This window comes from Paenibacillus sp. MY03, assembly GCF_002165585.1.
Taxonomy (GTDB): Bacteria; Bacillota; Bacilli; order Paenibacillales; family Paenibacillaceae; genus Pristimantibacillus; species Pristimantibacillus agaridevorans.
The window spans coordinates 90,246-110,688 of record NZ_MXQD01000008.1 but is presented as its reverse complement, the minus strand read 5'-3'; the positions used below and the strand labels follow the sequence as shown (position 1 = coordinate 110,688).

At 53.0% G+C, this 20,443-nt stretch carries 17 protein-coding genes; 3 read left to right on the top strand and 14 right to left on the bottom strand.

The annotated features are described in order from the left end of the window. Window positions 1-50: 50 nt before the first annotated feature. From B1748_RS09625 to B1748_RS09575, 11 genes are all read right to left on the bottom strand, one after another. Window positions 51-1,991 carry a stage V sporulation protein D gene (locus B1748_RS09625; RefSeq protein WP_087567684.1) on the bottom strand — a complete coding sequence of 647 codons (1,941 nt, stop codon included), beginning with the start codon at window positions 1,989-1,991 and terminating at the stop codon, window positions 51-53. A gap of 917 nt (window positions 1,992-2,908) precedes the next feature. Next, entirely contained in the window at window positions 2,909-5,248 is a 2,340-nt protein-coding gene (locus B1748_RS09620; protein WP_087567683.1) for a penicillin-binding transpeptidase domain-containing protein, read from the bottom strand. 10 nt (window positions 5,249-5,258) lie between these two features. Next, window positions 5,259-5,660 carry a cell division protein FtsL gene (ftsL, locus tag B1748_RS09615; RefSeq protein ID WP_087567682.1) on the bottom strand — a complete coding sequence of 134 codons (402 nt, stop codon included), beginning with the start codon at window positions 5,658-5,660 and terminating at the stop codon, window positions 5,259-5,261. A 43-nt stretch (window positions 5,661-5,703) separates the two neighbouring features. Beyond that, window positions 5,704-6,654, bottom strand: coding sequence for a 16S rRNA (cytosine(1402)-N(4))-methyltransferase RsmH (gene rsmH / locus B1748_RS09610; RefSeq protein ID WP_087567681.1), 951 nt, complete (start codon window positions 6,652-6,654; stop codon window positions 5,704-5,706). Between the two features lie 36 nt (window positions 6,655-6,690). Further along, window positions 6,691-7,128, bottom strand: coding sequence for a division/cell wall cluster transcriptional repressor MraZ (gene mraZ / locus B1748_RS09605; protein WP_087567680.1), 438 nt, complete (start codon window positions 7,126-7,128; stop codon window positions 6,691-6,693). A gap of 136 nt (window positions 7,129-7,264) precedes the next feature. Beyond that, window positions 7,265-8,320, bottom strand: coding sequence for a DUF4349 domain-containing protein (locus tag B1748_RS09600; RefSeq protein WP_087567679.1), 1,056 nt, complete (start codon window positions 8,318-8,320; stop codon window positions 7,265-7,267). A gap of 219 nt (window positions 8,321-8,539) precedes the next feature. After that, complete coding sequence (locus B1748_RS09595) at window positions 8,540-9,805, bottom strand: adenosylhomocysteinase (RefSeq protein ID WP_087567678.1); 1,266 nt, start codon at window positions 9,803-9,805, stop codon at window positions 8,540-8,542. A gap of 19 nt (window positions 9,806-9,824) precedes the next feature. Further along, window positions 9,825-11,465 (bottom strand): bacillithiol biosynthesis cysteine-adding enzyme BshC, encoded by a 1,641-nt coding sequence (bshC, locus tag B1748_RS09590; RefSeq protein ID WP_087567677.1) that lies wholly within the window; start codon window positions 11,463-11,465, stop codon window positions 9,825-9,827. Between the two features lie 156 nt (window positions 11,466-11,621). Then, on the bottom strand, window positions 11,622-12,020 hold the full coding sequence (locus tag B1748_RS09585) for a DUF3397 domain-containing protein (RefSeq protein ID WP_087567676.1): 399 nt from the start codon (window positions 12,018-12,020) through the stop codon (window positions 11,622-11,624). 27 nt (window positions 12,021-12,047) lie between these two features. Then, complete coding sequence (locus B1748_RS09580; RefSeq protein WP_179215506.1) at window positions 12,048-13,034, bottom strand: ketopantoate reductase family protein; 987 nt, start codon at window positions 13,032-13,034, stop codon at window positions 12,048-12,050. Between the two features lie 90 nt (window positions 13,035-13,124). Further along, a complete protein-coding gene (locus B1748_RS09575) occupies window positions 13,125-13,787 on the bottom strand; it encodes an RsfA family transcriptional regulator (protein WP_087567674.1) in 663 nt (220 codons plus the stop codon). Between the two features lie 266 nt (window positions 13,788-14,053). Here B1748_RS09575 and B1748_RS09570 point away from each other — a divergent pair, with 266 nt between their 5' ends. Further along, on the top strand, window positions 14,054-14,290 hold the full coding sequence (locus tag B1748_RS09570; protein WP_087567673.1) for a DUF2626 domain-containing protein: 237 nt from the start codon (window positions 14,054-14,056) through the stop codon (window positions 14,288-14,290). A 72-nt stretch (window positions 14,291-14,362) separates the two neighbouring features. On the opposite strand, the gene B1748_RS09565 is transcribed toward B1748_RS09570, so the two are convergent. Continuing rightward, window positions 14,363-15,538, bottom strand: a complete 1,176-nt coding sequence (locus B1748_RS09565; protein ID WP_087567672.1) for a class I SAM-dependent methyltransferase — start codon at window positions 15,536-15,538, stop codon at window positions 14,363-14,365. Window positions 15,539-15,747: 209 nt separating this feature from the next. Between B1748_RS09565 and B1748_RS09560 the strand changes: the two genes are divergently transcribed. Further along, window positions 15,748-16,851 (top strand): coiled-coil domain-containing protein, encoded by a 1,104-nt coding sequence (locus tag B1748_RS09560; protein ID WP_087567671.1) that lies wholly within the window; start codon window positions 15,748-15,750, stop codon window positions 16,849-16,851. A gap of 52 nt (window positions 16,852-16,903) precedes the next feature. Here B1748_RS09560 and B1748_RS09555 read toward each other — a convergent pair whose 3' ends face one another. Beyond that, a complete protein-coding gene (locus B1748_RS09555) occupies window positions 16,904-18,286 on the bottom strand; it encodes an extracellular solute-binding protein (protein WP_179215505.1) in 1,383 nt (460 codons plus the stop codon). A gap of 135 nt (window positions 18,287-18,421) precedes the next feature. Further along, window positions 18,422-19,759, bottom strand: a complete 1,338-nt coding sequence (locus tag B1748_RS09550) for a PhoH family protein (protein ID WP_087567669.1) — start codon at window positions 19,757-19,759, stop codon at window positions 18,422-18,424. Between the two features lie 125 nt (window positions 19,760-19,884). On the opposite strand from B1748_RS09550, the gene B1748_RS09545 reads away from it, so the two are divergent. Then, window positions 19,885-20,442 (top strand): YhcN/YlaJ family sporulation lipoprotein, encoded by a 558-nt coding sequence (locus tag B1748_RS09545; RefSeq protein WP_087567668.1) that lies wholly within the window; start codon window positions 19,885-19,887, stop codon window positions 20,440-20,442. The last annotated feature ends 1 nt before the right edge of the window (window position 20,443 follow it).

Sequence of the window (20,443 nt, the reverse complement as noted above, 5' to 3'; positions counted from 1 at the left end):
GAATACTCTGACGGAATACTATATGCCGCCCAGAGTAAACGCGTTAATGGCTAGTGGGAATGCGGAATGTCTTCTTCATCGCCGAGATAGATCCGGATAGTCGAGCCCCGGTCGACTCTCGCCCCTTCCGCCGGCGCCTGCCGGATGACCACCTTGCCGGAGCCTGCGGTGGTCAGATTGAAGTTCATATTCAAATCCTCATACAGATCGGAGACGCTCTTGCCGATCAGATTCGGCACGGTAACGATAGGCGTTTCTCCGTACTTATACAGCCTGTCAATCTGCGACTCCCTGCGAGGAACCTCCAAAATCGTTAGCGCATCCTCCATCATATTGCGTACGATAGGGGCCGCGACCAAACCTCCGAACTGGATGCCTTGCGGATTATCTACCGCCACGTAGATGACGATCTGGGGATCGTCCGCCGGCGCGAAGCCGATAAACGACACGATATGCTCATTGGGCGAATAACGCCCGTTAACGACCTTTTGCGCCGTTCCCGTCTTGCCTCCGACCCGGTAACCGTCGATGAACGCGTTGCGTCCTGTACCCTTTGCTACGACGCTCTCCAACGCTTCTCTCACCTGCTTCGACGTCTCTTCCGAAATCACGGTACGCACCGCCTCAGGCTCCACTTCTTTGACGACCTCTCCCGTATCCGGATGGATGAGCGCCTTCGTCACGTGGGGCTTATACAACGTTCCGCCGTTAATCGCAGCCGATACCGCCGCGATCTGTTGAATCGGGGTCACAGAGACGCCTTGACCGAACGCCGTCGTCGCAAGTTCTACAGGCCCTACCTGACTCAGCTTGAACAGGATCCCGTTCTCTTCACCGTTAATGTCGATCCCCGTCTTCGAGCCGAAGCCAAAGTCCCTGATGTATTGGAACAGCGTTTCCTTGCCTAACCGGTTGCCTAACGTAACGAAACCAGGGTTGCAGGAGTTTTCGACGACTTCAAGGAACGTTTGGCTGCCATGACCGCCTTTTTTCCAGCAGCGAAGCCTCGCTCCGCCGACCTCTATCGCTCCCGGATCGAAAAAATGCTCGTTCTTGAGATTGACCTTTTTCTCCTCGAGCGCGGCGGCCAACGTAATGATCTTGAATGTGGAACCCGGCTCGTACGTCATCCAGATGGGAAGATTCCGATTGTACACCTCGCTCGGCACTTCCTGGTATTTGTCCGGCTCGTAGGTAGGCCTGCTCGCCATGCCGAGAATTTCTCCGTTCTTCGGATTCATGGCGATCGCGATGACACTATCCGCTTGCAGGCCCGTCATGGCCTGATCCAGCTCTCGCTCCATGACAGCCTGTATTTCCTTGTCGATCGTGAGCTGCAGCGTCAGGCCTTCTTGCGGCTCAACGTATGTATCGGACGAATTCGGCATCTGCCGGCCAGCCGCATCGGACAAGAAGGATACGTTGCCTTGAATGCCGGTCAGCGCTTCGTTGTATTTCGACTCGATGCCGGTGAGTCCTTGATTGTCGATGCCCGTGAAGCCCAGCATGTGGGCTGCGAGACTGCCGAACGGATAATGCCGCTTGCTGTCCTCCGCGACGACGATGCCTGGGAGGTTGAGCGCACGGATCTCATCGGCCTTCTCAGGCGTCATCTTTCTACCGCCCGGCCCCAACCGGACGATCATTTCTTTCGTTGAAATTTTTTTGAGCAGCGTTTCCTGGGACATGTCGAGCAATGGCGCCAGCGTAGCTGCCGCCGCTTCCTTCTCTTTGACCTGCACGGGTATCGCCCATACAGTGGGCGTGCTTATATTATAGGCTAGCTGCACGCCGTTGCGATCCCAGATTTCGCCTCGCTTCGCGACATACGGAATGTCGCGCCTCCACGAATTTTCCGCTTTCTCTGCAAGCTCTGCGCCTTTGTACAGCTGTACATAGCCAAGCCTTAAACATAGGGCGATAAACGCCACGCCTGCGAGAATGAGCACGACGAACAACCGTCGCCTAACCGTTACGTTAGATACCTTCATCGTAGAAATCCCCCTCTTCGCCTCCAGCCTTGCGAATAAGCGTACACTGACGCTCATTCCCAGACTATGAAACACAAGAGAGGGATAGAACAAGCCCCTTTAGATGAAGTTCAAAATGTCCGCTTTTGATCACGATGCTGCTCGAAGAAGCTTATTCGACGTCGAATCTTGCACGCTGCCAGTCATTCCGGTGCTCACGTAGCATACAGCTACGCTCCGCTCCTCATTTCCTGACTTCGTACAACCTTCTTGGTGCTGAAAAGCGAACATTTTGAACCTTTATTGGAATGGTAATTCAAAACATCCACCCTTGATCACGATGCTGCTCGAAGAAGCTTATTCGACGTCGAATCTTGCACGCTGCCAGTCATTCCGGTGCTCACGTAGCTTACAGCTACGCTCCGCTCCTCATTTCCTGACTTCGTACAACCTTCTTGGTGCTGAAAAGCGAACATTTTGAACCTTTATTGGAATGGTAATTCAAAACATCCACCCTTGATCACGATGCTGCTCGAAGAAGCTTATTCGACGTCGAATCTTGCACGCTGCCAGTCATTCCGGTGCTCACGTAGCTTACAGCTACGCTCCGCTCCTCATTTCCTGACTTCGTACAACCTTCTTGGTGCTGAAAAGCGAACATTTTGAACCTTTATTGGAATGGTAATTCAAAACATCCACCCTTGATCACGATGCTGCTCGAAGAAGCTTATTCGACGTCGAATCTTGCACGCTGCCAGTCATTCCGGTGCTCACGTAGCTTACAGCTACGCTCCGCTCCTCATTTCCCGACTTCGTACAACCTTCTTGGTGCTGAAAAGCGAACATTTTGAACCTTTATTGGAATGGAAGTTCAAAACATCACCCAGAAGCTTATTCGACGTCGAATCTTGCGCGCTGCCAGCCAAGCTCGAAATCGGTCAGTTCTCGCCGCCCTGCATGCCAACCGGCGGTTCGATGTCGGCGTCCGTCGAATCCTCGGAACCGCCGGATTCTCCGGCATCTGATTCGTCATCCGATTGGGATTCGCCGCCCTCTTCGCCAGTATCGGACTCTTCGCCACCGCCGCCGGAGGCGCTTAGCGCTTCGTCGTAGCCTTCAGCGCCCTCTGGAGGGACCAGCTGCACCTTGACCAGCCGCCCGCCGTTCTCTTCTACAACCTGCTGGCTGACGACGTAACCAGTCCCCTCCGTTACGAGGCGCGCGCCAATCAAGGAGGTCAGCTCCAGCGCATCCCGAAGCGAGACGCCCGTCAGATCCGGCACGGCCAGCTGATCCTTTTTCTCCGTCACAATATATACCTTCTGCGCGGGATAGATGAGCGAGCTTGCTGCCGGAATTTGCTTCAGCACTTTGTCGCCGCCGCCTACGACTTCAAACGATAATCCCTTGCCCTGCAGCTCGGCCTTCGCCTGCGCAACGCTTAAGTCTTGCACCTTCGGAACTGCAATCTTCGCTTCCTTATTGTCAGATTCCTCATCGCTTTCAATGTTATAGTCTGGCGCGATCCCCATCTTTTTCAGACTTTTTAAAACGATCTCCCGAAAAGCAGGTGCCGCGACCGAACCGCCCCCGGCAAGCGGATTGTTCGGCTCGTCGACCATGATATAAAGCACGATCTTGGGATTTTCCACAGGTGCGTAACCAATAAAAGAAACCATAAATTTATTATCGGAATATTTGCCGTTGATAACCTTCTGCGCGGTACCCGTCTTGCCTGCGACTCGGTAGCCTTCGATATACGCGTTTTTCCCCGTTCCCTTGTCCTGGTCGGAGACGACTTGCTCCAGATATTCGCCGACTTGCTTGGATGTTTGTTCGGAAATGACCTGGCGAACGAACTTCGGATCCGTCACCGTCGTCGTATTCGTCGAAGGATCTGTAATGCTCTTAACGATATGCGGCTCCATCAGCTTGCCGCCGTTCGCTACAGCTGCGACAGCCGCTACTTGTTGGATAGCGGTTACTTGTACCCTGCCTTGTCCGAACGAAGCCGAAGCGATATCCCTGTTGCCCAGCAAATCTATTTTCCCAGCCAGTTCGTTTGTCAACTCAATGCCGGTTTTCTGACCGAAACCGAATCTCGTAAAATAATCGCGAAGCTTTTCTCCGCCGAGCTTCTCGAAGCCCAGTTTAACGAACGCGACGTTACTGGAATATTTCAAGCCGTCCAGAAAGCTGATCTTCCCCCACCCTCTACGGTTATGTTCGCGTATCGGTCTGGGATCCCCGGGCACGACAATGCTGCCTGATTGGTAAATTTCATCCGGGTTGAACACGCCTTCCTCCACCGCGGCTGCCAGCGTAGCGATTTTGAACGTAGAACCCGGCTCATATAACGAGCCTACAGCATGGTTGTAGAAGTTGGCGTAATCGTACTTCGCGTATTCGTTAGGATCAAATTCCGGCATATTGGCCATGGCCAATATTTCCATTGTGTCGGGATCCGCCGCGATTGCCGTTGCGCTTTTCGGCGAATATTTTTTCACAATATCGCGCAGCGCCTCCACTACATACTGTTGTATGTCGCTATCGATCGTCAGCTTAATATTGTTGCCGTCCTTCGGCGCCTGGAAATCGACCTCTCCCTTGGACAATTGGACGCGTTTGCCGTCTTTCTCATACCGGATAAAACCGTCAGCGCCCTGCAACTGATCGTCGAAGTACGCCTCGACCCCCGTTTTGTTCTCGCCATCGAGACTGACATAACCTACGAGCTGCGAGGCCAGGAAATTCCTGGGATAGAAACGTTTATGCGTCTCTACCATATAGATGCCCGTATCCAGCTTCTTGCCATCTTCCCTCAGTTTTCCCTTCAGCTCGTCGCGGAACGCCGCTACGCCATCCGCCACCGGCTTGTCGATCAGCCAGCCTCCCTTGCGCAGCTCCCGCGATCGATAAAAGGTGCCGTCTTCCTTCTGGGCCGTCACCTGCTTCGTCAGCTCGTCCTTGTCGATCCCGAGGGTTTCATGCAGTCCGTCAATGACCTCCTCTGCTATGTCCGCATCATTAATAATCTGCGGGTCTACCGATACGTTATAAGCTATCGTGTCCATCGCAAGAACGTTGCCGTCCCTGTCCGTAATCTCTCCCCTCTTCGCCTTCATCGTGTCGGCGGCCGACCATCTTTTTTTCGCTTCTTCGTACCACATCGCGCCGTCTACGACCTGCACCATATAGATTCGACCTATCAGGACAAAGAAAAGGAGGGTCATGATCCCTCCAAAAAACAATGTCCGCAGTTTAATTCGTTTCCCCATTGCGATCACCCTATTCTTGCATGACTGTCGTCAATTGCTCGCCGCCCGTCTTCACCGTAATGCCAGCATCCTCGCTGCTGACCATGCCTTGCGTCTCCGCCAGCTGCCTAATCCGCTCTGGATCGTTGAGCGTCTCCACTTGCCTCTTCAGTTCCTCGATCTCTACATTCAAACCTTGGTATTCTGAGTTAAGCTTCGTGATTTGAATATTCATATCGTAGATTTGCGCATATCGGAAAATGATGACTCCTGCAACCACTACGCAAATCAGTACGGTGAACAAATATAGCAGCTTCTCCTGAACCGGCAACGACTTCCGTTTAACGACAAGTTTTTTGGTTTCCCGGATAAGTGGCTCCTGCTGCGGTTTCTTCTTCGGTTGAAGTGCCAGATTTCCATTCACATACGCCACAATGTAATCCCCCTTATGAATAAAATGTTCCTATTTCGCCACTCTATAATTTTTCCGCTACTCGCAATTTGGCCGAACGGGCTCTCGGGTTATCCTCCAGCTCTCTCTCGCTCGGCAGGATTGGCTTCCGGTTAATCAGCTTGAGCGTCCCTTTGTTCCCGCATACGCATAGCGGGAAGTCCGGCGGACACGTGCATTTCTCCACATATTTGGCGAAAATCGACTTGCAAATACGATCCTCAAGCGAGTGAAATGTAATCACGGAAGCTCTGCCGCCAGGCGCCAGGCAGCGAACCGCGCTCTCCAGCGCTTCTTCTTCCGCTCCCAATTCGTCGTTGACGGCAATGCGAAGCGCCTGGAAAGAACGTTTCGCGGGATGCGGACCCGTTCTTCTTGTCGCCGCGGGTATCGAAACCTTGATCAGCTCCGCCAGCTCTCCCGTGGTGGCTATCGCCGCGGTTGCCCTTGCCTTCACGATGTTGCGGGCGATATTGCGCGCGAACTTTTCCTCGCCGTAGCGATCAAGGATGCGGGATATTTCCCGCTCCTCCCACTCGTTGACGATCTCATGCGCCGTAAGCGACTCTTCGCGATCCATCCGCATGTCCAGCGGCGCGTCGTGGTTATAGCTGAAACCTCTCTCCGCCTCGTCCAATTGGGGACTGGATACCCCAAGATCGAACAGAATGCCGTCTACCTGAGGCACGCCGTTCTCGATGCGCACGTCGCAGCCTCTTAATTCCTGCTCCAGATAGCGGAAATTGCTTCTGACCAGCGTTACTTTATCCATATAGGGAGCCAGCCGTTCTCGCGCGTTGCTTAGCGCCCAGTCATCCTGGTCGAACGCAATCAACCTTCCGCCTTCACTTAGTCTGGATGCGATCAGTTCGCTGTGCCCGGCTCCGCCGAGCGTACAATCTACGTAGACGCCGCCAGGCTTGATGGCCAATCCGTCAACTGCTTCCTCCAATAATACTGTCGTATGCTGAAACACGCCGTCTTTCCTCCCGTTCTCGATGTCCGATATGCTCTAGAAGTTAAAATCGAAATCAACCAGTTTTTCCGCAATTTCGTTGAAAGTTTGCTCCGACTGTTCGTAGTAGCCTTCCCATGTCTGCTTGCTCCAAATTTCCACCCGGCTTGAAACGCCGAGCACCATACAATCTTTATCCAGCTTGGCATAATCTCGCAGATGGCCGGGTATGTTTACCCTGCCCTGTTTGTCCAGCTCGCATTCTGTAGCTCCCGAGAAAAAAAACCTCGTGAACGCCCGCGCGTCGGACTTCATCAGCGGCAACGACTTGAGCTTCTGCTCCAGCACGCTCCACTCGCTCATGGGGTACACAAACAAACAGTTATCAAGGCCTCGCGTGGCGATAAAGGTCGTACCGAGCGATTCGCGGAATTTCGAAGGAATGATAATACGCCCCTTCTCGTCAATGCTATGTTGATATTCACCCATAAACATAATTCCGCTCCACTCCTTCCCCCTAACGCTCCACTTTGCCCCACTTTTCCCCACCTGAATACAGTAGTTCGCCACCTAAAATAAAAATCCTGCTTGGTCAGCAGGATTTTCTTTAAATATTTTAGGTTGTTAAAGATTAACTTTCCGGCGGCGCGTTCTTTTCTTGCGGCATCCCCGAGCGCGAATTTATTCCTTTTCGTCTATGCTTCGCGAACCAGAATACCGGAATTCCAATTACGGCAAGGATGGCCAGAACGGGCAGCGCCCCCGCAAGTATGACCATTAATCCCTGAATTCCGGCCCAGACCGCCTTGGAGCTGCCGGTTAAAGCTCCTGACAGTCTGGCACCGAAAGATTGGGAATCCGATTCCAAGCCGGTGGCCATCTTCTGATCGACCTGGTAAATTCTTAACTCAACGGTAGAATAGGCAACATTCGCGTCAAGATACCTGATTCGGCCCAATAGCTGCTCGATTTGCTCCTGTACCTCCGCCAGCTGGTTGGAGAACTTTAATAAGTCATCGGCCTTGTCTGCTTTTTCCATCATGCCTAGCAGTCGTTCCTCAACTAACCTTCTAGCCTTCAAACGCGACTCCAGGTCGACATATTCCTCCGATACATCCTTACCGGAAATGTCCTGCTGGAATTTGACGTTCGGTATTTCCGCCATCTTGTCCACGAACGACATGAAGCCCCCCGCAGGCACTTTAATCGTATAGAGAGAAGCGATCTCCCCGTCGTATCTGGAGTCATTAAATTGCAGAATATAAGCTCCGCTTGCATGAATGATATCGCGCAGCTCCGTTCCCGCCTTCGCAATATCTTCTACCTTCAACGCCATTTTGGCCGTATAAATAATTTTACCGCTGAATGGTTCGCCGTTCGCAGCCGATCCCATGCCGGAAGCGCCGGCGCCTCCCCCTGTAACAGTCCCTCCCGAGCTTACGATTGACTTTTCGCCCGAAGCGGCTTGGTTGGATGTGTTTGTATTCGCAATCGAGCCGCTCTCTTCGCTTTCAACGTTTGCCGGGACTTCAAGAGAATCCGCCATGCCTCCGCTTCCTCCGGCGTTTTTAGCCGAATCCGAATCGGATGCCTGACATCCCGTCATCAGCATGGCCGCCACCAGAACAAGCATCATTGCGAGCAGCCATTTGGTTCGTCTTCTTTTTGTTTCAGACATTAACCCCATCGTTAATTCCCCCTTTTTCGTTATGGCAGTCTTCAAACCAAGCCATTGACCATTGGCTTCAACTTATCAGACGATTATTGGAAGATAAAGGTTCCAGCGAAGAGGGGCGCTTGATTTCCTAATAAGTCAAAAAAAACCTTCCGCGCAAAACTCAACGCGAAAGGTTTTATGATTCTTGGCGTTATTCTGTAACCGACTTCCCCAGGCAAATTGGCAGTTTTATTCGCCTTCCGCCCAGCTGTCCAGATAGGCGATTTGCTCGGCGCTCAGCTTGTCGATGCCGAAGCCCAGAGACTCCAGCTTGTAGCGCGCTACTTGCTCGTCAAGCTCATAAGGCACGTTGACCACTTTGCTGCCGATCGACTTGTATTGATCGTTTACGTATTTGAGCGACATCGCCTGAAGGGCGAAAGTCATATCCATGATTTCTGCCGGATGGCCGTCGCCGGCCGCCAAGTTAACAAGACGGCCCTCCGCAAGCAGATAGAACTTGCGGCCATCGTTCAACTTGTACTCCTCGATGTTGCGGCGTACCGTACGTTTGCTGACGGACATCGCTTCCAGCTCTACCTTGTTTACTTCTACGTCGAAGTGCCCGGCATTGGACAAAATCGCGCCGTCCTTCATCACTTCGAAGTGCTCGCCGCGAATGACGTCGCGGTTGCCGGTTACAGTGACGAACATGTCGCCAAGCTTGGCCGCTTCCAGCATCGGCATGACAGCAAAGCCGTCCATATAGGCTTCTACCGCCTTAATCGCGTCGATCTCGGTGACGATCACATTGGCGCCAAGGCCTTTGGCGCGCATTGCAACGCCTTTGCCGCACCAGCCATAACCGACAACGACAACCGTCTTGCCGGCTACGACAAGATTGGTTGTCCGGTTAATGCCGTCGAACACGGATTGTCCCGTGCCATAGCGATTATCGAACAAATATTTGCAATACGCGTCGTTAACGGCGATCATCGGGAATTGGAGTTCGCCTTCCTTCTCCAAAGCACGGAGACGGATGATGCCTGTTGTCGTTTCTTCCGCTCCGCCGCGAAGATTAACGGCATGTTGTTTGCTCTCCGTATGCAGCAGCGTTACGAGATCGCCGCCGTCGTCGATGATGAGATCCGGATTGTTTTCCAGCGCCTTCATATTCAATGCTTTGAATTCCGCCGATGTCGGGTTGTATTTCGCAAATACGGTAATGCCGTCCTCCACAAGCGCCGCGCACACATCATCCTGCGTGGAAAGCGGATTGCTGCCTGTAATCGTCACTTCCGCGCCGCCTGCTTGAACAACTTTGGCCAGGTAAGCCGTCTTTGCCTCGAGGTGGAGCGAGATGGATACTTTCAGCCCTTGAAAAGGCTTCTCCTTCTCAAACTGTTCGCGAATCCGGTTCAGCACGGGCATATGCGAGCTTGCCCAATCAATCTTTAGATGTCCTTCCGGCGCCAACGTCAGATCTGCGATAATGCTATTGTCTTTTGCGCTCATTCTGATTGCCTCCTGTTATTTACAAGTATACGATTTCGTGACCGCCGGTTCGACTGAAAGGCGTCTCCAGCAATTTCTTCAGCCAGTCGTCGCCGTAGCGATTCCAATACACCGCCATATTGACGACACGTTCCTGCGGTTTGCCCAAAGGCAGCAGCGAGATTCGGATACGATCCAGCTGTCGGGTCGAAGCTTCGAATTGTTTGTTATACGCCTCGATCGTCTTGGATTCCATATAGCTGATCTGCTCCATGATCTTCGCCATATTTGTCTCGCCCAGCTTGATCAGACCAGCCTGAACGGAGCCGGCAAGCTCCAGCAACGGCGTATACATCGTCTCGAAGGCAGCCCTTGCCTCGCCGAAACGGGCTTCGATATGCAAATTGTCCTGCCCCTTCAGCCATGCCGCTCTCTTTTCCTCGAACGACTCCATGACGTCATGGAAGGAAAGCTCGTATTTGGCCATGTTCTTAACGACGCCGCCTTCGACAAGCGTATAGGACATCCGTGGCACAACAATCGGCATCTCCATGCCAAACGTCCGGAATGCCTCTCCCGTCATTGCCCAATAGGCGATTTCGCCGGGTCCCAGCACGACGCCAAGCACCGGCAGCAGATAATCCTGCATGATGGGGCGGGTCATGACGTTGTTGCTGAATTGCTGAGGCCGTTCCCCGGCAACCCTCAGAAGCTCATCCTTCGACCAGAAGACCGTATCTCTCCTGTCTCGGAAGCCGCCCTCCCGCTTGTACAGCAACGTGCGCTCATCATTCTTGTCCCCCTGAAACAGGAACAGATTGGCGGCATCTTCCGCCACTTCGGCCTGCAGCGGGAAGCCAAAGCTTTGCACCTTCTCGGCGGCCGACGAATAAGCGGAGCTGAGCACATCATTCTCTTCCAGCATTCTGCGGAACATTGGCGCCTCCAGCGCGCGAAGCGCAGCATCGTCGGCATCCAGCAGGACGAGTCCTTCTTCGCCGAACATAATCGCCATGATGGACGCAAACATATCCGATAATGTCCCGCTGGATTTCGTCAATTGACGAAGCTTTTCCATAAAGGAAGCTTTGAATTCCGAGGATGGCAGACTCTGCTCCAACTCGCCGACAAGCTTCTCCCATTGCTCTTCGGCAATTCGAGTCCGGCTCACCGAGGTTCTGCTGCCCTCCGGCTTGGAAGCCGTCAGCTTGCGCAGCTCTTGTTCGGCGGTTACGACATAGGCATGATTAGCCTCATCCCAGTCGTGATCCTCGCCGGCGATCCAAAAGACAGGCACGACATGGACGCCAAGCTGTTCGCTTGCCGACTTCGCCGCCCCGATGACGGATACGGCCTTGTGAATGACGAGCAGAGGCCCCGTCCACAGTCCGGCCTGCTGACCGCCGACAACCACTGGCGCCCCTTCCGCCAGAGCCGCTATATTGCGCATGGCAGCTTGCGCCGCCCCATGTCGTTCATTATATTCCCGCAGCACGGAAGCGACCTCCGCCGATGCTGCTCGTGTATTCGTACTGCCTTGCAGCCAAGCGAATCGCTTCTCCCAATCTAGGAGAGATCCGGCGTGATAGCCATACAAGCCTTCCACTACCTCGCGATTGCCTTCTATGTATGCTTGCGTCAGCGCCTGCGCGACAGGAAGCTGATAACGTTCTTGACTCATCCCGGTCTTGCACCTCCATGTCATCCTGCCAGCTCTTATGCACTGAGAAAAATATAGTGAGACCATTCCCAATTGTACAGGAACATCCGCACGGACGTCAAAAAGAAAAAACGTCTCCGCGCTGGCGGAGACGTTACGATACTGCCAAGATCGCGACTACGCTACAGAAAAGATAACTTTTCCTAGCAGCACGATCATGAAGATGACGTAGAGAAAACTCATGGCGAAAAAGCTTAGCCGCCATATGGCGCGGAATATCCGTTTCACATCCACGCTCCCGCGCTTGCGGAACTGCGCATTGCCAAGCAATCCCGCCGCCAGAATCATAATCAGCAAAATGCCGTAGAAGCCGAAGGTACTGTCGAACATCAGGCTGTACTGTCCGGATACGCATAAGATCAAAAAGATCGTCGAAACATCCATCGCCATGCGGAGAGCCTTCTTTCGGTCTCTCACATATGCGCCATAACCGAACAGCACAATAACGAAAGGCACGATTGGAAATAAAGCCAGCGCAGTCGTCGCCTTCCACAGACTATCTATAATTGCAAACATGTCGCTTACTCTCCCCCCGCTTCCGATCTATCTCTTGCCGAGAGCCTCTACCAGCCGCAGCATCGACTCGTTAAGCGGCGCAGACAATCCCCTTGCGGCTGCCATACGCGCGATCTCTCCGTTAATGGAATCAATCTCCGTTCCCTTGCCGGCCCTAACGTCGGCCAACATGGAGGACACGTTGCAGCTTGTCCGTTCGCACACGCCGAGCACGGACTCCCAGCTGTCCGGCCACTCCTTCATGCCTGCAGCAAGCAAAACGGGTTTGGTCTCGTCGTGAAGCGCCTTCATGAGCGAACGCCTCGCCGGATGGGCAGGCAATTCGCCGTTTCGTATATCGTACAGCGCCGTCAATGGATTGATGACGGCATTGATGAGCAATTTTTGGCAAACCCGATTATGGATGTCATTCGACAACGAAGCGTCAAATCCTGCCCGATTAAGGAAGGTAAGCAACATTTTTTGACGAATATCATCTTCTGCCCCTTGATTTCTGCGATCCCCTTGACTCCATTCCGGCGTCCCTGCAAGGAATAAGGAGCCTTGGCCGGTATGTCGTACCGAGCGCATGTCTTCGCGCTTTGCGCCTGAGCTTGTCACCGCATTATAGATGGAGAAGTCTCCAGCCGATGCGGCCGTCAACTTCCCGAGATGTCCTGTGCCATTCTGTATGCAAAGGAGAGGCGGACGATCCGGCGTCCGTCTGATCAGCTCCGCGATGAGTTCGGAAGTTTCCTTCGACAAGTCCGTCTGCTTAAGCGCAAGCAGATACCAATCAGCCCGTTCCAACTGACCAGCCTCCATTTTCGCCAATCGTTCCCTGGACAGCCATTCTCCGCCCGCGACAATCGTATGTTCCCCGCCTTCCGCATCCCAAAGCCGAATGCCTTCTGCCGCAATAGCGAAAGCTTGTTCCTCCGTTCGGGTCCAGACCGTGACTTCCGCGCCGACCGCTGCCAGCTTCGATGCAAATAGCAGCCCAATGGAGCCCCCTCCAATAATTCCGATCCGCAAGCTGGTTCCTCCCGTAATTGCTCATATTCTGCCATTATACAATAGAGAAACCCGCCGTTCCAAGAACGGCGGGTTTTCATGGCGCATAACTTATTCGATTCGTTCCAAATTTCCGTTCGCATCCATCTTGAACCTTGGCTTCGCTTCCTCTTCACCCGAGAGAACGGTAAGTCTGCGAGCTCGATCCATAATCTGGATCAACGTCTTGTAGTCATCGTTGACCGTCCGGTAATCGGTTTGGGCGTTGTTGACTTCGTGGTTCAATCTCTCATTCTCACTGCGGAGCCGGAACAACTCCTCTTCCTTGTCTTTCATTTCCTTTTCGAACAGCTTGATTTGACGGGACAAATCCTGATAAGTCGACTTCCATGTACGCAAGAATCGGATCACCGCATCGACGGACAATCCTTCGTCCAACGAGTTTGTATCCCCTTTGAAGATACGCTCCTCCGTCTCGAATACCGAGATCGAAGAAACCTGCGAGGTAGCAGCCGAAGCTGCCGTTACGGTTTGTTTTTTCAAATAGTTGCGTTTCTGGCGTTGCTGCTTCGCAATCTGAATGGCATCCTCGTAACGCTTACGGACACAACTATTCCAACGGAAGCCGCAAGCAGCCGACGTACGTCCAATCCTCTCCCCTACTTCTTCGAACGCGGCAAGCTGGGTACTGCCTTCTCTAATATGGCGCAGCGTCACTTCGGCGAGAATAAGATCGTCGTCCGGACTCCACGCATCTTGTCTTACTGCTGTCATGCCATCGAAACCTCCTAACGTAAAGGCGCTTACTTTATCTCTATGCCCTTGGTAGAGTTCATAGAATCTATTGGATACTAAATTGTATAACCAAATTTTGAACTCCTCATACATGAATTCGGAGAAGGTTGAGCAAACTGTCAGAAGCGGATATCATCTCGTCACAAAAAATTGCGAATTAGTCACGCTTTCAGGTTTACACTCCAGATGACAGGCGTTATAATGAAGTTTAGAAAAAATGGGCCAAGGCGGAAGGGGGATGTAACATGGCACGCATGTATCGGGTACTTGGTTTCTGGTGCTTAGTAATCGGGCTCATGGCTTTTGCAGGCCATATGACCGAATTTGCGCTTCTGTTCTTCGCGCAAGCTGTAGCGTTCGTATTTCTAGGCTACTTGAATTTCTCCGAACGCACTTACATAACGATGTTCTGGGGATATATGGCGATCTCATTTATTGGATTCACGTATTGGTCCGTCTTCAAGATGAGTTTGCCGTTCTAGTCAATCCTGAAGCACAAAGAGCTGTCCGAATGCAGAATACGTTCTGCGTACGGACAGCTCTTTTTAGGTGCGCTATTCGGAACTTTCACGTTTCTCCAGCAACAACACTTTAAATGATTCGCTCATATTGTCTCCAAGCAGCAACTGACGAATGGCACGGTTGCGCCGTGATTCGTACGAGAACGGATTGGCACCGTCATGCTCGACAAGCAGCTGTAGCATCCCTTGCTCCAGCAGGAACTCCTTCTGAGTGCCGTAATAAAGGGTGGTAAAGCCCGCTTCCTCGGCGCAGCGTCTAACAGCCGTAAAATTAACATGCGCCGTCAAATCCCGTCCGCCCGGCCTATGAAACGGCTCATCGGAAGCAAGATGATTGCTGTAGGTCATAAAAGTACCCTCGCTTCGATAAGGAGCCGACAACTCCTCGCCGCAATCTCCGTAATCGATGATCAGAACCCTTCCGTGCCCCATCGCGCTCGCCAATCGTCTGATCCAATCCCCTGCCGCCAGGCAAACTTCCCTTATATCCCCTTCCTCCAAGGTGAGCTCGCCCCGGTCCATTTCCATCCGAATGCGTTTGTCAGTAAGAGGCAGCCGGACATAACGGAAGCCGTTCTCCGCATCTCCCGCCACTCCGAGCTCCACTATTACTCCATCCTTGCGAGTTACCCGGTGGACGGGAAATGCGTCCAGCAGTTCATTTGCTATCAACAACAATGGTCCGGCAAGCAAACGTTCCGCCTGTTCCCAAACCTCGTCCGAGCTTCTTACCACGGGGGGCGGTCCCCCATGCAGCATCTTGTACGTCTCGGCAATCTCATTCTGATGGCCCTTATGGTCCTCGACGAGGAGCTGCCTGAAGGGAATCCCCGATCCGTCTTCGACTTCCGACAAGACGGCAGCCAGCTGAGCGGACAGCCTGCCCGTGCCCGCTCCCCATTCTGCAAGCAGCAGTGACGCAAGATCATCTCTCGCAGTCTCCGAGCGCCATTGGAGAGCGGCTCCGGCGATCGCTCTGGCCATAAGATCTCCAACGCCGGATACGGTATAAAAGTCGCCTGACTTCCCTACTCTGGCGCCTCCGACACGATAATAGCCGGATTCGGGATCGTACAAGCAAGCCTCCATATAGTCTGCGAACGTGATGCAGGCTGCCCCGCCGCCAGCCGACAGCTCCGCTCCGCGCAAGCCGGACTCGGATATTCGTTTCTCGATTGCCGCAGAAGCCGGTCCTTTTATGATCGTCATGGGTTATTCATCCTTTTCTTAAACTAAGATATGAGAAAACCTCTATCGAGGCCTTTCGAAGATGTGCGACCTCCAGCTTTGCAAAGCAAAGCCGCTTCGTAAGCAAGAGGTGGGTTTTATCGCCAATAAGAATTTCAGATTCCTGCAATCTTATGTGGTAATAGAAATGGCTGTCGCATACAATAGAGGGGTAAGAAGGGAGGATGACGTTGGCCGCTATCTATTATCGACGAAGGATCATCGGTATGCTCGCAGCGATTCTCGTCGGCATTACGTTCGCCCTTCAGCTTCCTGTAATGGCCGAGAAGCAAGAGAATCCGCCTGATGACGGCATTCGCGAGCTGCTGGAGCAAAGTCTGTCCGTCGTTGAGATCGACAAAGAAATCCTTCGCATTCAAGAAAAACGCAAGGAGCTGCTCTCCACGATGACCGAAGCCGAGGCAGCGCTGCACGAGCAAGAGCTTCGTATCGCGGACAAGCGCGAACAAGCCGGCGATGTGATTCATGCTTATTACACTGGAGAACGGGATTCCATGTTTACAGCCCTGCTGACGATGAAGTCCTGGACTTCTTTTTTCCAGGTACTCGATTATATTGATATCATCGTCTCACAAGACCAATCCAGGATGAACGACTATATCGGCGAATACCGCAGCATGCAGGATGACTATCGGAAGCTGGAAGGCAGGCAGACAGAGCTAGCCGAGGTGGAGCGCAGGTTAAAAGAACAGCGCGAGCGCGTACAGGCTCTGGAAAAGAACCTCGAAGGACAATTAAACGGACGATCGGACAGCGAGCGAATCAGACTTCTCATGAAGGAACTGACCAGCTTCTGGGAGACGGCAGGTCTCGCCGAGGTTCGCGAATATTTTAAGGCGCTGTCATCGGCCATGGGCAAGCTCCCGGGCTGGGTGCAAGACAATAAGGATATGCTGGAGATCAAAGGCTTCAATTACACGATCCGCGTGACAGAGGAGAAGCTGAACGAGTTTCTTCGGGAGCAGGATGAACGCTTTAACCAGTTTTCCTTTACGTTCGAAGAGAACGAGATAACGGCGCACGGCAAGCGCGATGGAATGGAAATTAGCGTATCCGGCCGTTACAGCATTCAAGACAAGCCGAAGAATGGCATTATTTTCCACGTGGATGAATTATTGTTTAACGGCTTCGCCTTGCCTGACACGACGCGTCAATCGTTGGAGGAAGAATTCGACTTGGGCTTCTACCCCGGGCTCGTATTGTCCTTCCTGAAAGCGAAGGAAGTGGAAATAAAAGATGGCGAGCTGATTATCAAGCTCAGCGTGTCACTCTAAAAGCGGAACCAATATCGCAAAACGAATACGCTCGATTTGGGAGAATCTGTACTTATTCATGATGTTTGCTCGTAACAACCGCTAGAAATTCCGCGATACGAAGTCCGCCGTCGCCGGAATGGAGACGCCACTCCGCTTCCCACTGCTGCCAGCGCAGCGGCCACAAGGGATCGGCCAAGGCATTCTCTCCTTCCGGCTGCTTGGCGTTAAGCGCTTCGTACCACCATACCGGCGGCATTGGCCCGTTGCGGAATGCGAGCTGGTCTTGCTCGCCGTATAACGAAGCTCGAACAGGCAGCTTCCCGGCGTCTCCAAAGGCGGCATCAGAATTGGCGGCCCCCGTCATCCCCTCGATCCAAATAATGGCGTCATCATCGTGTTTGCTGCCCGCGGAGATCGCGAAGCTGCTGCCATTAAGCCACGGATACGACAAACCTTCCGAATCAAGGATCAGCTTCTCCTGCACCCCCTTATTCAGCTTCGAATAAGCCCCCCATGTCATAACGGCGCTAAGCAAGCGATTGTCTATCAGCAGCTCGCTAAGCTTAAAGGGCTGGGACATCGGAATGCCGGAGACATATTCCGCATGGCTGTTCAGCCACTCCAGATGAGGCGCGCTTCCCGTCTCTTCTGCTTTTTTTAAGGCAATGAACTTTCCTTCTCCCTGATGAAATTTGGCTTCCCAGATCAGCAATTGATGCAAATCGCCAGGACTCAGGTTTGTAAAGTATGCAGGCTCCCCCGCATTCGCGTCTGCCATCTTCTTTAACGTTTCATCCAGTCTCGCGATATCCGGGATTAGAGATTGCTGACCGAGCTCGGCTAACATATCTTTGTTCCAGAAGAGAAGATACGGTTCAATGTCGGCCGGGACGCCCCACAGATAACCATTCCAACGCAGCGGCTCCAATAAGCCCGCGAGCTGATCCGTCAGCATGTCTCCCGTCATAAGCGCGTCGACGGACTTCAAGTATCCCTGTACGGCCAATGGAAGCACCAAGGCATTATTTAACAACATCACATCCGGCGCATCGCCCCGCTTGCCTGCAGTCAGCCAGTCTTCGAAGCTCAGACTTCCGGGAGCTTCGTTGCGGAGATGGACCTCGATGTGCGGGTATTGCGCTATAAATCTGTCGTTTAACTTTGTCAAGCGAGCGAAGCTCGCGTCATCAAGGGAAACGGTTACATAAAGTTCCGAAGGCTGCGTATCCACCCTCTCCGCTCCGACGTAAACAACGGGCGACTGGCTGTCGCCCTGACTTTCCCTCGCCCAATTCCAGTCCAGTACGCGGGTAAAATGCAGGAGCAGCAAGGCAGCCAATAGAAGCGCGCCGATCAGCAGCGGGACAATTCTGCGCAAGGTCAACGTATTCGTCCTTTCCGGCTTCCGTTCATAGTTGCGTATAGGATACCAGCTTTTCTCCCTTTTGTCCAAGCCCATATCCTAAGAATGGGCCGACCATCCCCCCCAGCAGCAAAAAACCAAGCCGTTGCCGAGATTTGCCGCTTCTCGTGCACCGTGCTTGGTTTCCTGAAGGATATGGCTGTCAGCTAAACCAACAGATACGTTTTACAGCAAATCAGCCGCATGCTGGGCCAGCTTGGAGCGTTCGCCCTTCTCCAGCGTCATATGGCCGCTGATGCCCTCGTATTTAAACTTCTCTACGATATGCGTCAGTCCGTTGCTAAGCGAGTCGAGATAAGGATGATCGATTTGGCCGGGATCGCCCATCAGAACGATTTTGCTTCCTTCGCCGACCCGCGAGACGATTGTCTTTACTTCATGTTTCGTCAAGTTTTGAGCTTCGTCTATGATTATAAACTGTCCCGGAATGGAGCGTCCGCGAATGTAGGTCAGCGCTTCGACCTGTATGCTGCCCATTCCCATCAGAATTTTATCGATATCACCTGCCTTCTTCGTATCAAACAGGTACTCCAGATTGTCATAGATGGGCTGCATCCACGGACGCAGCTTCTCTTCCTTCTCCCCAGGCAAATAGCCGATATCCTTGCCCATCGGAACAACGGGTCTGGCAATGAGCAGCTTCTTATACTTGTGTTCGTCCTCAACCTTCAGCAGTCCTGCCGCGAGGGCGAGCAGCGTCTTCCCCGTACCTGCCTTGCCGGACAAAGTAACAAGCGGAATATCGTCGTTAAGCAGCAATTCCAGCGCCATGCGCTGCTGGGCGTTGCGGGCGGTAATGCCCCATACGGGTTCGTTGCTGAGATAGAGAGGTTCCAGCCTTAAGCCGTCCGGACTGACCTTGAGCAACGCCGACTTGGACGTCCCCATCTCGTCCCGCAAAATGACGAATTCATTGGGATTGAGCTTGGCCTTAAGCTGGAGTTGATTGATGCTCAGAAAGCGATACGTATAAAATTCGTCTATAACCGATGGATGAACGAACAACGTCAGATAGCCGGTATACAGGTCGGAGTCGACGACGTTGCGGTCGGAGAGATAGTCCTGCGCTTGCAGTCCGAGCACATCCGCCTTAATGCGTACCAGCACATCCTTGCTGACGAGCACGACGCTCCGCTTTTCTTCCTCGAGAACGTCCTCTTGCTCCATCTTGTAGTTCAGCGCAACAGCCAGAATCCGGTTGTCGTTCGACATCTCTCCGAACATCTCCTGAACGCGCAAGAAGCTTCTATGATTAAGCTCTACCTTGAGCAAGCCTCCGCCCGGTAGCGTGATTCCTTCGTGAAGATGCCCTTCCTCGCGCATTTGATCCAGCAGTCGCGATACGGAGCGGGCATTGCGGCCAAGCTCGTCGGCCAGCCTTTTTTTGGAATCCAGTTCTTCCAGTACGATCGCGGGGATGATGACCTCGTTATCATGGAATGCAAAGAGCGACTGAGGATCATGCAGCAACACATTGGTATCGAGCACGAATATTTTTTTCATGGTACCCCTCCCGGCATCGGTTATACATTTGCATACATAGCCTCAATTGGCAGCGGACAAACTACTGGACATACGATGCTCGCGCGTTCGCGCATGCGAGTACACACATGAATGAGGTGGCAGACATGTACAAATGGATAATAATCATGATCGCTGCGGCGGTTGTCGTATCAGGCTGCGGCACCAGCGTGCGGAATGAACCATCACCCTCTCCATATCATAATGGGTCCGTTAGAACCCAGCAGAACGAGCCTGGCAAAAAGCTGATCGAGGATCCGGCGGCCGTAGAAGTTCGTCTGGAGGAGCTGGCTGCGGGCGTAGAGGGCGTAGAAAGCGCACATTGCGTTATTGTCGGCAATACGGCCATCGTCGGCATCAACGTCGACGGCAATCTGGAGCGATCCCGAGTCGGCGTCATCAAATATTCCGTTGCGGAAGCATTGCGCAACGATCCTTACGGCGTGGATGCCTTCGTCACGGCCGATCTTGATATTTCGAACCGGCTGGCAGAGATTGGTCAAGATATCCGCCATGGACGTCCCATTGCAGGATTCGCGGAGGAGCTGGCCGATATGATGGGACGCATTATACCGCAGGTTCCGAGAGACATTATGCCTGCCGATAATGATCCAAAATCGCGGCAGCAGTCCGGCCGGCCGAATACGATGAACGGCGACAAATAAG